15 protein-coding genes are annotated in these 14,912 nt (G+C 70.1%); 6 read left to right on the top strand and 9 right to left on the bottom strand.

Features of this window, described 5'->3' with window-relative positions; all coding sequences use genetic code 11:
• Positions 1 to 23 precede the first annotated feature (23 nt).
• Positions 24 to 356: a thioredoxin gene (gene trxA, locus ABEB07_RS07305; RefSeq protein WP_164586624.1), complete on the top strand. Its 333-nt coding sequence runs from the start codon at positions 24 to 26 to the stop codon at positions 354 to 356.
• A gap of 91 nt (positions 357 to 447) precedes the next feature.
• Here the strand turns inward: trxA and ABEB07_RS07300 are convergent, their stop codons facing one another.
• The 9 genes from ABEB07_RS07300 to rpmH all read right to left on the bottom strand — a co-directional run bounded on the left by ABEB07_RS07300 (position 448) and on the right by rpmH (position 7,265).
• The gene (locus tag ABEB07_RS07300; protein WP_345667498.1) at positions 448 to 1,065 is read right to left on the bottom strand and encodes a GNAT family N-acetyltransferase; all 618 of its coding nucleotides are present in this window, start codon (positions 1,063 to 1,065) and stop codon (positions 448 to 450) included.
• Positions 1,066 to 1,279: 214 nt separating this feature from the next.
• Complete coding sequence (locus tag ABEB07_RS07295; RefSeq protein WP_345667497.1) at positions 1,280 to 2,398, bottom strand: ParB/RepB/Spo0J family partition protein; 1,119 nt, start codon at positions 2,396 to 2,398, stop codon at positions 1,280 to 1,282.
• Entirely contained in the window at positions 2,395 to 3,468 is a 1,074-nt protein-coding gene (locus tag ABEB07_RS07290; RefSeq protein WP_176149718.1) for a ParA family protein, read from the bottom strand. Before ABEB07_RS07290 ends, ABEB07_RS07295 begins: the two co-directional genes overlap by 4 nt.
• 261 nt (positions 3,469 to 3,729) lie before the next feature.
• Positions 3,730 to 4,446, bottom strand: a complete 717-nt coding sequence (gene rsmG / locus ABEB07_RS07285; protein ID WP_164586619.1) for a 16S rRNA (guanine(527)-N(7))-methyltransferase RsmG — start codon at positions 4,444 to 4,446, stop codon at positions 3,730 to 3,732.
• 117 nt (positions 4,447 to 4,563) lie between these two features.
• A complete protein-coding gene (locus ABEB07_RS07280; RefSeq protein ID WP_176149719.1) occupies positions 4,564 to 5,076 on the bottom strand; it encodes a Jag family protein in 513 nt (170 codons plus the stop codon).
• Positions 5,077 to 5,091: 15 nt separating this feature from the next.
• Positions 5,092 to 6,381 carry a membrane protein insertase YidC gene (yidC, locus tag ABEB07_RS07275; protein ID WP_345667495.1) on the bottom strand — a complete coding sequence of 430 codons (1,290 nt, stop codon included), beginning with the start codon at positions 6,379 to 6,381 and terminating at the stop codon, positions 5,092 to 5,094.
• 3 nt (positions 6,382 to 6,384) lie between these two features.
• A complete protein-coding gene (yidD, locus tag ABEB07_RS07270; RefSeq protein ID WP_164586613.1) occupies positions 6,385 to 6,738 on the bottom strand; it encodes a membrane protein insertion efficiency factor YidD in 354 nt (117 codons plus the stop codon).
• Complete coding sequence (gene rnpA / locus ABEB07_RS07265; RefSeq protein ID WP_176149721.1) at positions 6,735 to 7,106, bottom strand: ribonuclease P protein component; 372 nt, start codon at positions 7,104 to 7,106, stop codon at positions 6,735 to 6,737. The genes yidD and rnpA overlap by 4 nt, the downstream gene beginning before the upstream one ends.
• 21 nt (positions 7,107 to 7,127) lie before the next feature.
• On the bottom strand, positions 7,128 to 7,265 hold the full coding sequence (gene rpmH / locus ABEB07_RS07260; RefSeq protein WP_003956500.1) for a 50S ribosomal protein L34: 138 nt from the start codon (positions 7,263 to 7,265) through the stop codon (positions 7,128 to 7,130).
• A gap of 367 nt (positions 7,266 to 7,632) precedes the next feature.
• Between rpmH and dnaA the strand changes: the two genes are divergently transcribed.
• The 5 genes from dnaA to ABEB07_RS07235 all read left to right on the top strand — a co-directional run bounded on the left by dnaA (position 7,633) and on the right by ABEB07_RS07235 (position 14,773).
• Complete coding sequence (gene dnaA, locus ABEB07_RS07255) at positions 7,633 to 9,696, top strand: chromosomal replication initiator protein DnaA (protein WP_345667494.1); 2,064 nt, start codon at positions 7,633 to 7,635, stop codon at positions 9,694 to 9,696.
• A gap of 1,043 nt (positions 9,697 to 10,739) precedes the next feature.
• The gene (gene dnaN, locus ABEB07_RS07250; protein ID WP_164586607.1) at positions 10,740 to 11,870 is read left to right on the top strand and encodes a DNA polymerase III subunit beta; all 1,131 of its coding nucleotides are present in this window, start codon (positions 10,740 to 10,742) and stop codon (positions 11,868 to 11,870) included.
• Between the two features lie 188 nt (positions 11,871 to 12,058).
• Positions 12,059 to 12,934, top strand: coding sequence for a phosphogluconate dehydrogenase (NAD(+)-dependent, decarboxylating) (gene gnd, locus ABEB07_RS07245; protein WP_164586605.1), 876 nt, complete (start codon positions 12,059 to 12,061; stop codon positions 12,932 to 12,934).
• Between the two features lie 52 nt (positions 12,935 to 12,986).
• Positions 12,987 to 14,144: a DNA replication/repair protein RecF gene (gene recF, locus ABEB07_RS07240; protein WP_176149723.1), complete on the top strand. Its 1,158-nt coding sequence runs from the start codon at positions 12,987 to 12,989 to the stop codon at positions 14,142 to 14,144.
• Positions 14,141 to 14,773, top strand: a complete 633-nt coding sequence (locus ABEB07_RS07235) for a DciA family protein (RefSeq protein WP_345667493.1) — start codon at positions 14,141 to 14,143, stop codon at positions 14,771 to 14,773. Before recF ends, ABEB07_RS07235 begins: the two co-directional genes overlap by 4 nt.
• Positions 14,774 to 14,912: the final 139 nt, after the last annotated feature.

Genomic DNA, 14,912 nt, shown 5'->3' with positions numbered 1-14,912 from the left:
CCACATCAGTTAAGGAGCCCGCAGTGGCCGGCACCCTGAAGAACGTGACCGACGCCTCCTTCGACGAGGACGTCCTCAAGAACGACAAGCCCGTCCTGGTGGACTTCTGGGCCGCCTGGTGCGGTCCGTGCCGCCAGATCGCCCCCTCGCTGGAGGCGATCGCCGCCGAGCACGGCGACAAGATCGAGATCGTCAAGCTCAACATCGACGAGAACCCGGCCACGGCGGCCAAGTACGGCGTCATGTCGATCCCGACGCTGAACGTCTACCAGAACGGCGAGGTCGCCAAGACCATCGTCGGTGCGAAGCCGAAGGCCGCGATCGTCCGCGACCTCGACGACTTCCTGAGCGAGTAGTCCGCTGGGCCGTCTCGACGACGCCACATGTTTCACGTGAAACACGAATGGGCCAACCCCGATGGGTTGGCCCATTCTGCTTGAGGGGCGCCTACAGCGGCCGTAGCGCCGGTTCCTTCTGCACCGCTCCCAGCAGGCGGTCGAGCGCCATCTCCACGTCTTCCTTCCAGGACAGGGTCGAGCGCAGCTCCAGCCGCAGCCGTGGGTGCGTGGGGTGGTGCCGGACCGTCTTGAAGCCCACCGCCAGCAGATGGTCCGCCGGCAGGATGCAGGCGGGTTCCTTCCACCGTGCGTCCCCGAAGGCCTCGACGGCCTTGAAGCCGCGCCGCAGCAGATCCTTGGCGACCGTCTGGACCATCACCCGCCCCAGCCCCTGCCCCTGATAGCCCGGCATGATGAAGCCGGTCATCAGCTGCACCGCGTCCGGGGAGATCGGGCTGGTGGGGAACGCCGTGGAACGGGGCACATAGGCGGGGGGCGCGTAGAGCACGAACCCCACCGGAACGTCGTCGACATAGACGACGCGGCCGCAGGAGCCCCAGTCCAGCAGGACGGCGGAGATCCACGCCTCCTTCTCCGAGGAGGCTCGGTCGGCCTTCAGCGCGGCTTCTCCGCTGACGGGGTCCAACTCCCAGAAGACGCACCCACGACAGTGCCGGGGAAGATCCGGAAGGTTGTCGAGTGTGAGCGGCAGCAGCCTACGGCCCATGAAGGCTGATCCTCGCTTCCTGCGCCTACAACGTCACGAGCGGCTGGAAAGCATGAGTACCGCCCGGTGGATGTGCCATGCCCGATCGCATCGTAACCGCGGCACGATCTCCTCGACACCGACAGAAAGCAAAGAGCGGGCCGTGTTCCGGTACCACCGGTCACGACCCGCCCCTGCCGAGCGACTGGCCCTGAGGACTCGTCCGCGAGTGACCTCAGGCGTCCTCCTCCGTCTCCTCCGCACCGCCGTCCAGAAGACTCTTCTGCAACACCGGGCCCTCGCCCGGCGCCAGCGAGCCGAGGATGCGCTCCAAATCCTCCATGGAGGCGAACTCGACGGTGATCTTGCCCTTCTTCTGGCCCAGGTCGACCTTCACCCGGGTCTCGAAGCGGTCGGACAGACGGGTCGCGAGATCCGACAGGGCCGGGGAGACCCGCCCGCCGGCCCGTGGGCCCTTCGAGCGCTGCGCCGTCGACGGCCGCGATCCCATCAGGGTCACGATCTCCTCGACGGCCCGCACCGACAGCCCTTCGGCCACGATCCGGTGAGCCAGCCGGTCCTGCTCCTCGGAGTCCTCCACCGAGAGCAGCGCCCGCGCATGTCCTGCGGAGAGCACCCCGGCGGCGACCCGGCGCTGCACGGCGGGCGAGAGTTTCAGCAGCCGCAGCGTGTTGGAGACCTGAGGACGGGAGCGCCCGATCCGGTCCGCCAGCTGGTCATGGGTGCAGCTGAAGTCCTTCAGCAGCTGGTCGTAGGCGGCCGCCTCCTCCAGCGGATTCAGCTGGGCCCGGTGGAGGTTCTCCAGCAGGGCGTCCAGGAGGAGCTTCTCGTCGTCCGTGGCCCGCACGATCGCCGGGATCGCTTCCAGACCCGCTTCACGGCAGGCCCGCCAGCGCCGCTCACCCATGATGAGTTCGTAGCGCTCCGGGCCGAGCTGCCGTACGACGACCGGCTGGAGGAGGCCGACCTCCCTGATGGAGGTGACGAGCTCGGCCAGCGCGTCCTCGTCGAAGACGTCACGCGGCTGGCGCGGGTTCGGGGTGATGGCGTCGAGCGGGATCTCGGCGAAGTGCGCACCCATGGGAGGTGCGGGAAGCTCCGCCGCAGCGCTCGGCGTCTGCTCCTCCGTTTCACGTGAAACAGGCGGCAGCGCGGCCACCCGCGCGGCGGCCACCCCCCGGTCGCCCCGTTCCGCGGTCAGTACCGGCACGGCTGCGGGGGAGGTCGAAGCAGCACTCCCCGCGGTCGCCTGAGCCGGCGCCCTCTCCCCGGTCGGGGCAGCGGGGATCAGTGCCCCAAGACCACGGCCCAACGCCCTCCGTCGCTCGCTCACTGAATGCCCTCCACCATGCTCGCGTCGCTCTGTGCGCCGGAGTGAGCGTGGGTGGCGTCATAGCTGACCCCTACGCCCCTCAGCGCGATTTCTCGTGCCGCCTCAAGGTATGAGAGGGCACCGCTCGATCCTGGATCGTAGGTCAGCACCGTCTGGCCGTAGCTGGGCGCCTCGGAGATACGGACGGAGCGGGGAATGCTGGTCCGCAGGACCTCGTCACCGAAGTGCGTGCGCACTTCCTCCGCGACCTGGGACGCCAGGCGCGTCCGGCCGTCGTACATGGTGAGCAGGATGGTCGAGACGTGCAGCGTGGGGTTCAGATGTCCGCGCACGAGGTCGACGTTGCGCAGCAGCTGCCCCAGGCCCTCCAGCGCGTAGTACTCGCACTGGATCGGGATCAGGACTTCCTCACCGGCGACCAGCGCGTTGACGGTCAGCAGGCCGAGCGAGGGCGGGCAGTCGATGAGGATGTAGTCCAGCGGCTGCTCGTAGGCCTGGATGGCCCGCTGGAGCCGGCTCTCCCGGGCCACCAGGGACACCAGCTCGATCTCCGCACCGGCGAGATCGATCGTGGCGGGGGCGCAGAAGAGACCCTCGACATCGGCGACCGGCTGGACGACCTCGGCCAGCGGCCTGCTCTCCACCAGCACGTCGTAGATGGAGGGGACCTCGGCGTGGTGGTCGATGCCCAACGCGGTGGAGGCGTTGCCCTGCGGGTCGAGGTCGATCACCAGGACACGGCCGCCGTGCAGGGCCAGGGAGGCGGCCAGATTGACCGTGGTGGTCGTCTTGCCCACGCCGCCCTTCTGGTTGGCGACCACGATGATGCGGGTCTGTTCGGGCCGTGGCAGACCATCGCCGGCGCGGCCCAGAGCCTCGACCGCCAGTTGGGCGGCACGACCGATGGGAGTGTCGTCCATCGGGGGCGGTGTTTCACGTGAAACATGTTCCCCCATGGACTCGGTACGGGGACCGGGGACCGGATCGGTCATCGGTCCCGCGATGTTGGCGTCGGACCGCAAGGATTCACTCTCCTCGACTTCAGGCTCGCAATGAACAGAGCCTGCCATGCCTTCGGGGTCGCGAACCAGTGAGGCCCGGCGTTCTGTGGAGAAATCCACCTCTGTGGACAACTCCGTTACCTCTCCGAGTGAACCGAGAGGCTTGCGGTCGCGCGGTGGGGCCGCAGCGCGGCCACGGTTGATGATGCCGTGCAGCAGAGAGCGACGTTTCACGTGAAACACGATGCCCAGCGGCGACGGCCCCACTGCCGCGACACTCCGTCATGAGGCGGTTTGACACCTTGCGTGGAGTTTCCTCCCCCGAACGGACTACCGACGACGGCGGGCCCGTCCCGTCCGCGCGGCCTTCGCGCGTTTGGCCGCGAAGCGCACACCACCAGGGCTCTCGCCGACCTCGACCCGCACCACGGTGGACAGGGGGTCCACGACGCCTTCGCCCACATGCAGGATGGAGGTCTCCACCGCGCCCAGCTTGGTCAGCGCGGTGGCCGCGCTCTTCAGCTCCTCCTCGGCCGTGTCCCCCTTGAGCGCGAGCATCTCGCCGTACGGGCGCAGCAGCGGGATGCCCCAGGTGGCCAGCCGGTCCAGGGGCGCGACCGCGCGCGCGGTGACCACATGGACCGGTGTGACCGTGCCCATGACCTCCTCGGCACGGCCCCGGACCACGGTGACGTGATCCAGGCCCAGGAGTTCGACGACCTCGCTCAGGAAGTTGGTGCGCCGCAGCAGCGGCTCCAGCAGCGTGATCTTCAGGTCCTCACGGACCAGGGCCAGCGGGATGCCCGGCAGGCCGGCGCCGGAGCCGACGTCGCACACCGTCACCCCCTCGGGCACCACCTCGGAGAGCACCGCGCAGTTCAGCAGGTGCCGCTCCCACAGGCGTGGCACCTCGCGCGGGCCGATGAGACCTCGCTGCACTCCGGCCTCGGCCAGCAGCTCGGCGTACCGGACCGCGTCAGCGAAGCGATCACCGAATACGTCGCGCGCCTGCTCGGGCGCAGGGGGGAGCTCCGCTGCCTCCGTCACGGGAACCGTCCTTCCGTACCGCATCAGCGCCGCCGGCGCCGACCACCAGAATCATCAGGCTGACAAAGTTCCGGCCCCGCCTGCGCAACAGACGGGGCCGGTGGAACGTGGTACCGCTCAGGCGGGGAGCACGACGACGAAGCGCTGCGGCTCCTCGCCCTCGGACTCGCTGCGCAGGCCCGCGGCCTTGACCGCGTCGTGCACCACCTTGCGCTCGAAGGGGCTCATCGGCTTCAGCTTCACAGACTCGCCGCTGGCCCTGGCCTCGGCCGCGGCCTTCGCGCCCAGCTCGGACAGCTCGGTCCGCTTCTTGGCGCGGTAGCCGCCGATGTCCAGCATGAGACGGCTGCGCTCACCGGTGTCCCGGTGCACGGCCAGGCGCGTCAGTTCCTGGAGCGCCTCCAGCACCTCGCCGTCCCGTCCGACCAGCTTCTGCAGGTCCCGGCCGCCGGCGTCGCTGATGATCGACACAGAGGCACGGTCGGCCTCGACGTCCATGTCGATGTCGCCGTCGAGGTCGGCGATGTCCAGCAGACCCTCGAGGTAGTCCGCCGCGATCTCGCCCTCCTGCTCCAGGCGGGTCAGGGCGTCTGCACCCTCGGCAGCGGCGGAGGTGGTGCCTTCCGTCACGGGATGGGCTCCTTCTTACTTCTTGGACGGGGACTTGGGCCGCTGCGGACCCTTGCGCTGACCGGACTGGGCCTTGCTCCGGGCGCCGTTGCCGGGCTTGGAGGCGAGCTTGCCGGCGGCGGCGGACGGGGCGTCCTGCGGCTCGGTGGACTTGGTCAGCGACGTGGTCGGCTCGGATTCCTCGTCATCGGCTCCGGCCGCCTTCGGGCCGCCCGACTGGCGCTGGGACTTGCTCTGCCGCTTGGGCTGCTGCCGCCGCTGGGCGGTGCCGGCGACCGTCGTCGTGCCGTCCTCGGACTCGACGACGGCGGCGCTCTCGCCCTTCACCACGGTGCCGTCGGCCTGGGCGACCAGGCCCGCCTTGGAGAGCCCGTTGATGAACTTGCGCTCGAACTCGTTGCGCTCGCGGCCCTTGGCGACAATCGCCTTGACGATGGCCTTCTCGCCCCGGGTGCGGGTCTTGCCGTGGTGCGTGACGTGCTTGAGCAGCCGCTCCAGGTAGGAGGCCTGGGCCTTGGAACCCGGGGTCGGGTTGTTGCGGATCACGAACATCTGCTGGCCCATGGTCCACACGTTGGTGGTCAGCCAGTAGACGAGGACACCGACCGGGAAGCGAATGCCGAAGAAGGCGAACATGATGGGGAAGACGTACATCAGCATCTTCTGCTGCTGCATGAACGGCGTCTTCACCGTGGTGTCGACGTTCTTCGTCATCAGCTGGCGCTGCGTGTAGAACTGCGACCCCGACATCAGGATGATCATGACGGCGGTGACGATCCGCACGTCGGTGAGCGACGCGCCGAGCTTCTGCACCGTGTCGGCGCTGTCCAGGAACTTCGCGGCCAGCGGGGCGCCGAAGATGTGCGCCTGCCGGGCGCTGGCGAGCAGCGAGTCGTTGATGTACCCGATCTTGTTGCCCGAGGCGATGCCGTTGAGCACGTGGTACAGGGCGAAGAAGAACGGGGACTGCGCCAGGATGGGAAGGCACGAGGAGAGCGGGTTGGTGCCCGCCTCCTTGTACAGCTTCATCATCTCTTCGGACTGACGCTGCTTGTCGTTCTTGTAGCGCTCCTGGATCTTCTTCATCTCCGGCTGGAGCGTCTGCATCGCGCGGGTCGCCTTGATCTGCTTCACGAAGAGCGGGATCAGGCAGATGCGGATCAGGATCACCAGGGACACGATGGACAGGCCCCAGGCCCACCCGGTGTCAGGCCCGAAGATCGCGCCGTAGACCTTGTGGAACTGGACGATGACCCAGGAGACGGGCCAGGTGATGAAACTGAAGAGGCTGGCAATCGTGTCCACTAATCATGCTCCTTGGGCATGGGACGAGGTCTCTGCGGCCGGGCTCGACGGCATACTCCCGTCGGTGGCCGGTTCGGCGGCGGAGGGCCCGCCCCTGCGCGCACGCCAGGCGCCGCGCAGCATTTCGTGCCACCGCGGACGCTTGCGCGGCGGAACATGGTCCACACCGCCGAGCGACCACGGATTGCACCGCAGGATGCGCCAGGCGGTGAGCGCCGTGCCCTTGATCGCACCATGCCGGTCGATGGCCGTGTAGCCGTAGTGGGAACACGACGGGTAGTACTTGCACACCGGCCCCAGCAGCGGACTGATCGTCCACTGGTACAGCTTGATCAGGGCCAGCAGCGGGTACTTCATCGTGCGCCCCCTCCCAGCAGTCGTTGAAGGGCGGCATCCAGGTCTCGGGCCAGCGTCGCGTGGTCCGCGTCGCCCGAGCCGGGCAGCGCTCGTACGACTACCAGGCTACCGGGGGGCAGCAGGATGACCCGGTCCCGCATCAGATGGCGAAGTCTGCGCTTCACCTTGTTGCGGACGACGGCTCCTCCGACTGCTTTGCTCACGACGAAACCCGCACGTGTCGGGGGAGCGCTCTCCCCTGGCGCGTGCGGGTCCGTGGCACCGCTACGAAAGTGGACGACGAGGAGTGGGCGTCCGGCCCGGCGCCCTCGTCGTACCGCGGTCGCGAAGTCCTCGCGCCGCCTCAGCCGGTTCTCGGTAGGCAGCACGATGTCATGACCTGATCGGGATCAGGCGGACAGGCGGGCGCGACCCTTGCTACGGCGGGACGCGAGAATCGCGCGGCCGGCACGGGTGCGCATACGCAGCCGGAAGCCGTGGGTCTTCGCGCGACGACGGTTGTTCGGCTGGAAGGTGCGCTTGCTCACTCGGGGGCTCCAGAAAGACTCGGTAGGTGGCGGGTGCCGTCCTGGCTGTCACCGTGCGCCCACGAGTAGCTCGCAGTCACGCCCGTGTGCACCGCTTACGGATCACCTTGACGTGACCTGTGCCCTTCGGAGGCAGGCGGCAGCAGCCATCGACAACTCGACCTGGTTACGGTACGCGCGGCTGGGCCATCCGGTCAAACCGGCTGACGGCGGGGGACACTGTCCACAGCCTGGGGACAACAACTTGAACCGTACCGGCCGCGCTGACTACCGTGGCTGGTCCCCCCTTCGATCCCTTGTCCCCGGTTTACATCCCGACCCGTCCCGAACCACACGTTCGTGGGACCCCCGTGAGAGAGCGTGCCCTGTGGCTGACGTACCTGCCGATCTTGCCGCAGTGTGGCCACGCGTTCTCGAACAGCTCCTCGGGGAGGGGCGCGGGCAGGGGGTCGAGACGAAGGACGAGCACTGGATCCGCCGCTGCCAGCCGCTCGCGCTGGTCGCCGACACGGCACTGCTCGCGGTGCCGAACGAGTTCGCGAAGAACGTGCTGGAGGGCCGCCTCGCCCCGATCGTCAGCGAGACCCTGAGCCGCGAGTGCGGCCGCCCTATCCGCATCGCGATCACCGTCGACAGCTCGGTCGGCGAGTCCCAGCCCCCCGCACCGCAGGCGCCCGCGCCGCGTTATGAGGAGCAGGAGCTGCCCGGCGGCCAGGGCGGTTACGAGGGCTACAGCCGCCGCCGGCCCGACCACCGTGGCGAGGGCCACCGTCCCGGCCGCGGCGACCGGGACCAGGGCGGGTCCGGCGACCAGTCGCCGCCCTCGCGCGGCGGCGCCCAGCCGGCCGACGGCACGGACTCGCTGCCGACCGTCCGCCCTGCCTACCCCTCGGAGTACGCCGAGTACCAGCGCCCCGAGCCGGGCGCCTGGCCGCGTCCCGCCCAGGACGACTACGGCTGGCAGCAGCAGCGGCTCGGCTTCCCGGAGCGGGACCCGTACGCCTCGCCCGCCCAGGAGCCCTACGGCACGCGCGACGGCTACGGCCAGCAGGACGCGTACGGCCAGCAGGACGGATACGGCTCCCAGGACTCCTACGGCGGCCAGGACGCGTACGGGTCCTCGAAGGACGCCTATCCCCCGCAGCAGGACTACCGGCCGCGGCCGATGGACCGCCCCCCCTACGACCAGGCGCGCTCCGACTACGAGTCCTCCCGCGGCGACTACGAGCAGCGGGACTACGACCAGCGCGACGGCGGCCGCCGCGAGCGGCCCGAGTCGCCGGCCGGCTCCGGCCCCGGCCCCCGGGGCGGCGGTCACGCCGGTCCCGGCCAGCCCGGCCACGGCACGTCCGGTCCCTCGGGCGGACCGGCCAAACCGGCCCCCGGGCCGGGCGAGCCGACCGCGCGGCTGAACCCCAAGTACCTCTTCGACACCTTCGTCATCGGCGCGTCCAACCGCTTCGCGCACGCGGCGGCGGTCGCGGTCGCCGAAGCGCCGGCGAAGGCGTACAACCCGCTGTTCATCTACGGGGAGTCGGGGCTCGGCAAGACGCACCTGCTGCACGCGATCGGGCACTACGCGCGCAGCCTGTACCCGGGCACGCGCGTGCGGTACGTCAGCTCGGAGGAGTTCACCAACGAGTTCATCAACTCGATCCGCGACGGCAAGGGCGACAGCTTCCGCAAGCGCTACCGCGAGATGGACATCCTGCTCGTCGACGACATCCAGTTCCTGGCGGACAAGGAGTCGACGCAGGAGGAGTTCTTCCACACCTTCAACACCCTGCACAACGCCAACAAGCAGATCGTGCTGTCCTCCGACCGGCCGCCCAAGCAGCTGGTGACGCTGGAGGACCGGCTGCGGAACCGCTTCGAGTGGGGGCTGATCACCGACGTCCAGCCGCCCGAGCTGGAGACGCGCATCGCGATCCTGCGCAAGAAGGCGGTGCAGGAGCAGCTGAACGCCCCGCCGGAGGTGCTGGAGTTCATCGCCTCGCGGATCTCGCGCAACATCCGCGAGCTGGAGGGCGCGCTGATCCGGGTGACAGCGTTCGCCTCGCTCAACCGGCAGCCGGTGGACCTGGGCCTGACGGAGATCGTCCTCAAGGACCTCATCCCCGGCGGCGAGGACTCGACCCCCGAGATCACCGCGCCGGCGATCATGGCCTCGACCGCGGACTACTTCGGCCTCACGGTGGACGACCTGTGCGGGACCTCGCGCGGCCGCCAGCTGGTCACCGCCCGCCAGATCGCCATGTACCTGTGCCGTGAGCTGACCGACCTGTCGCTGCCGAAGATCGGTGCGCAGTTCGGCGGCCGCGACCACACGACCGTCATGCACGCCGACCGCAAGATCCGGGCGCTGATGGCGGAGCGGCGCTCCATCTACAACCAGGTCACCGAGCTGACCAACCGCATCAAGAACGGCTGACGGCCGCCGGCCGGTCCGGCACGGCGAAGGGCGCTCCGGGATCCTCCGGGGCGCCCTTCGCCGTCCCCGGACGCGCACACCGGCGGACACGCGCACCAACGGACGCCCGCCGAGCCTCCGGCACGCGACCAGGGGTCGGCAAGGGCCTCAACGACGCCCAGCGGACCTCCTGCAAGGCCCCAGCGATGCTCAGCCAGGACGCCCGAGGCTCCTCCGAGGTCCCCCGCGACCCCCGAGGGCGGTCCGACCGGCGAGGCACCCGCGCCCCCGTCGCCCTCCACTGTTCGATTTACAGGCCGGGTTACGGCCTTCGTCCACAGATTCGGCGACTTTTTTCCGTCCACATGCTGGGGATCGCGAAGTTGTCCAGACTGCTTCCACAGGCAGCGATGTGGAGAGATCATCATCCCAGCTCAGGTGCCTGTGGATTCGTGGATGAAGGATCTCCACAGCCTGTGGACAACTTGGCGGTCCACAGGCTGTGGAGGAAGTTGTCCACGGGTAACCCACAGGCTGTGGCCGGTTGTCCCCAATGATCGGCCCGTTCTCCACACCGCTGTCCACTGTTCGGCAACGCGCGAGGCCCGGTCACCGCGTCGAGTGAAAGCCGTCACACCAAGCTGCCGGATTGGGGTGTGGGAAACCCGGGTAAATCTGGGGACGCAGCTGGGGAGAACTGCCCTCGGCCTGTGGGCGAGGTGTGCAGAACTTTCTGTTCTCCACAGAGACGCCCGGTTGTCCACCGGCTCCATGCACAGGGGCGGTGGATAAAATTCCCGCTCTGAGCTGGGCAAACGTGGTTATCCACCGTATCCACAGGCCCTACTACTACTCCCGACTAGAGAGAGCCTGGAATTCGTTTCGAAGCGGGGCCTGTGCACAACTCGCCGTCTCGAGCCCGGCTGCCCCTCGGAGCGACTTGACCCCGACCGGCACCTACTGTCAGTGGTGTGCGTCAGACTGGTCCCCGGTGCTCTTCCCGTCGCTGCGGGCGGTGACACCGGGTCGAAGGGCTCATGAGCAACAGCAGGAGGCGGCTTACGGTGAAGATCCGGGTGGAACGCGACGTACTCGCGGAGGCAGTGGCCTGGGCGGCACGCAGCCTCCCGGCCCGTCCGCCGGCGCCTGTTCTCGCCGGCCTGCTGCTGAAGGCCGAGGACGGCCAGCTGAGCCTGTCGAGCTTCGACTACGAGGTCTCCGCCCGGGTGTCGGTCGAGGCCGAGGTCGAGGAGGAGGGCACGGTGCTGGTCTCCGGCCGCCTGCTCGCCGACATCTCCCGCGCCCTGCCCAACCGTCCGGTGGAGATTTCCACAGACGGTGTACGGGCGACGGTGGTCTGCGGCTCGTCCCGCTTCACGCTCCACACCCTGCCTGTGGAGGAGTACCCGGCGCTGCCCCAGATGCCGAACGCGACGGGCACCGTGCCCGGCGAGGTCTTCGCCTCCGCCGTGCAGCAGGTCGCCATCGCCGCCGGCCGCGACGACACGCTGCCCGTCCTCACCGGTGTCCGCATCGAGATCGAGGGCGACACGGTCACGCTGGCCTCCACCGACCGCTACCGCTTCGCGGTCCGCGAGTTCCTGTGGAAGCCGGAGAACCCGGACGTCTCCGCGGTCGCCCTGGTGCCCGCCAAGACGCTCCAGGACACCGCCAAGGCGCTCACTAGCGGCGACAGCGTGATCCTCGCGCTGTCCGGGTCCGGCGCGGGTGAGGGCCTGATCGGCTTCGAGGGCGCGGGCCGGCGCACCACCACGCGGCTGCTCGAAGGCGACCTGCCCAAGTACCGCACGCTGTTCCCGACGGAGTTCAACTCCGTCGCCGTCATCGAGACCGCCCCGTTCGTGGAGGCCGTCAAGCGCGTGGCCCTGGTCGCCGAGCGCAACACCCCGGTGCGGCTGAGCTTCGAGCAGGGCGTGCTCATCCTGGAGGCCGGCTCCAGCGACGACGCACAGGCTGTGGAAAGGGTCGACGCGCAGCTCGAAGGCGACGACATCTCCATCGCCTTCAACCCGACGTTCCTCCTGGACGGCCTCAGCGCGATCGACTCGCCGGTGGCCCAGCTGTCCTTCACGACGTCCACCAAGCCTGCCCTGCTCAGCGGCAGGCCCGCGGTGGACGCGGAGGCGGACGACGCCTACAAGTACCTGATCATGCCGGTGCGGCTGAGCGGCTGAGCCGCCGGTGCGTCCGGCCGGCGCGGGTTCGACCCCGGGTCGCCGGTCCGCCGACGGTCCGTCCGAGGCCGGGGCGTACGCCTTCGTATGAGCGCGTATGCCCACGGATGTGCGCGAGCGTCCGGGTTTAGGCTCGGCCGGGGCACGCGGGTGCCCCCATGCCAGTCGGAACCCTAAGGACACAACTGATGGAGCTCGGTCTCGTCGGCCTCGGCAAGATGGGCGGCAACATGCGCGAGCGGATCCGCCGCGCCGGCCACACCGTCATCGGATACGACCGCAACCCCGACCTCGCGGACGTCCACAGCCTCGAGGAGCTCGTGGGCAAGCTGGAGGGCCCGCGCGTGGTCTGGGTGATGGTCCCGGCCGGCGCCCCGACCCAGTCGACCGTCGACGCCCTGGCCGAGCTGCTGGAGCCCGGCGACGTGGTCGTGGACGGCGGCAACTCGCGCTGGACGGACGACGAGAAGCACGCCCGCGAGCTGGCCGCCAAGGGCATAGGCTTCGTGGACTGCGGCGTCTCCGGCGGCGTCTGGGGCCTGGAGAACGGGTACGCGCTGATGTACGGCGGCGACGCCGAGAACGTCGCCAAGGTGCGGCCGGTCTTCGACGCGCTGAAGCCGGAGGGCGACTTCGGCTCGGTGCACGCCGGCAAGGTCGGCGCCGGCCACTTCGCCAAGATGGTCCACAACGGCATCGAGTACGCGATGATGCAGGCTTACGCCGAGGGCTGGGAACTCCTGGAGAAGGTCGACTCCGTCGACAACGTCCGCGAGGTCTTCCGCTCCTGGCAGGAGGGCACCGTCATCCGCTCCTGGCTGCTCGACCTCGCGGTCAACGCGCTCGACGAGGACCAGCACCTGGAGGGGCTGCGCGGCTTCGCGCAGGACTCCGGCGAGGGACGCTGGACGGTGGAGGCGGCGATCGACAACGCCGTGCCGCTGCCCGCGATCACGGCCTCGCTGTTCGCGCGGTTCGCCTCCCGCCAGGAGGACTCGCCGCAGATGAAGATGATCGCCGCGCTGCGCAACCAGTTCGGCGGCCACGCGGTGGAGAAGAAGTAGTCCACAGGACCGCACGGCGGTCCACAGCGCTGGAGGAGGCCGGCGAAGGTCCATGCACGTCACGCATCTGTCGCTGGCCGACTTCCGCTCGTACGCCCGGGCCGAGGTGCCGCTCGACCCGGGCGTCACCGCCTTCGTGGGACCCAACGGGCAGGGCAAGACCAACCTCGTGGAGGCGGTCGGCTACCTCGCCACCCTGGGCAGCCACCGGGTCGCCTCCGACGCCCCCCTGGTCCGGATGGGCGCCGAGCGGGCGGTGATCCGCGCCCAGGTACGCCAGGGCGAACGGCAGCAGCTGGTCGAGCTGGAGCTGAACCCCGGCCGCGCCAACCGGGCCCGGATCAACCGGTCCTCGCAGGTCAGACCGCGCGACGTGCTCGGCATCGTACGGACCGTGCTGTTCGCCCCGGAGGACCTCGCGCTGATCAAGGGCGACCCCGGGGAACGGCGGCGGTTCCTCGACGAGCTGATCACGGCCCGCTCGCCGCGCATGGCGGGCGTGCGCTCGGACTACGAGCGGGTGCTCAAGCAGCGCAACACGCTCCTGAAGTCCGCCGCGCTGGCCCGGCGGCACGGCGGCCGGACGGGGGCACCTCCCGGGCGAGCGAATTCGAGCCTGGGGGCGGACCTGTCCACCCTGGACGTGTGGGACCAGCACCTCGCGCGCGCGGGCGCCGAACTGCTGGCGCAGCGCCTGGACCTGATCGCGACGCTGCAACCGCTGGCCGACAAGGCGTACGAGCAGCTGGCGCCCGGCGGCGGTCCGGTCGCGCTGGAGTACAAGCCGTCCGCGCCCGGCGAGGCCCATACGCGCGAGGACCTGTACGCGCAGCTGACGGCGGCGCTCGTCGACGCCCGCAAGCAGGAGATCGAGCGGGGCGTCACCCTGGTCGGACCGCACCGCGACGACCTCGTCCTCAAGCTCGGCCAGCTGCCCGCCAAGGGCTACGCCTCGCACGGCGAGTCCTGGTCCTACGCGCTGGCGCTGCGCCTGGCCTCGTACGACCTGCTGCGCGCCGAGGGCAACGAACCGGTGCTGGTCCTCGACGACGTCTTCGCCGAGCTGGACGCCCGCCGCCGGGAGCGGCTGGCCGAGCTGGTGGCGCCGGGCGAGCAGGTCCTGGTGACCGCGGCGGTGGACGACGACGTGCCGCACGTCCTGGCCGGGACGCGGTTCACGGTCGCGGGCGGGGCGGTGGAGCGCGTATGAGCGCCGAGCACGGCCCGGCGGCCGGCCGGCCGCGACCGGACCCCGCGGCGGAGCCCGGACCGCGGCCCGCCGGCCACTCCGCCAAGGCCCCTGCGGGTCCGAAGGGCGCCGAGGCTCCCGGGAAGACCCCCGAGCCCTCCGGCGTCGACCTCGCGCGCGTGGCGTTGCGCGCGGCGAAGGAGGCGGCGCGCGCGCGGGGCGACGCGGCGCAGCAGAGGAAGCAGGCGCGGCGCGGCGGTCTGCGCTCCGGCGCGCGCGCCGACGGTCGCGACCCCCTGGCGCTCGGCGCGGCGATCAACCGGCTGATCACCGAGCGCGGCTGGGAGACTCCCGCCGCGGTGGGCGGGGTGATGGGCCGCTGGCCGCAGATCGTCGGCGGGGACGTGGCCAAGCACTGCGCGCCGGAGCGCTACGACGAGGACGAGCGGGTGCTGACGGTGCGCTGCGACTCGACGGCGTGGGCGACGAACCTGCGGCTGCTCGCCCCGACGCTCGTCGCCCGGCTCAACGAGGATCTCGGCCAGGGCGCGGTCCGGCTGATCAAGGTCTTCGGCCCCGGCGGCCCGGTCCGCCGGCACGGTCCCCTGCGTGCTCCGGGCAGCACGGGACCCGGTGACACGTACGGGTGATGTAACTCACACAGGCGGTTCCCGAGGGGTCGCGCGGGGCGTACGAGGGGCCCGGCGTGCGGCCTGTCGCGCACCCGCACGCCCTTGCGAATCCCTACCTGACCCCTGAGTAGCGAAGGGTTGACGGCCGGAAGCGCTG

Origin of the sequence: Streptomyces similanensis (assembly GCF_039543625.1) — a bacterium.
Lineage (GTDB): Bacteria > Actinomycetota > Actinomycetes > Streptomycetales > Streptomycetaceae > Streptomyces > Streptomyces similanensis.
This window is presented reverse-complemented; position numbering and strand designations above follow the sequence as displayed.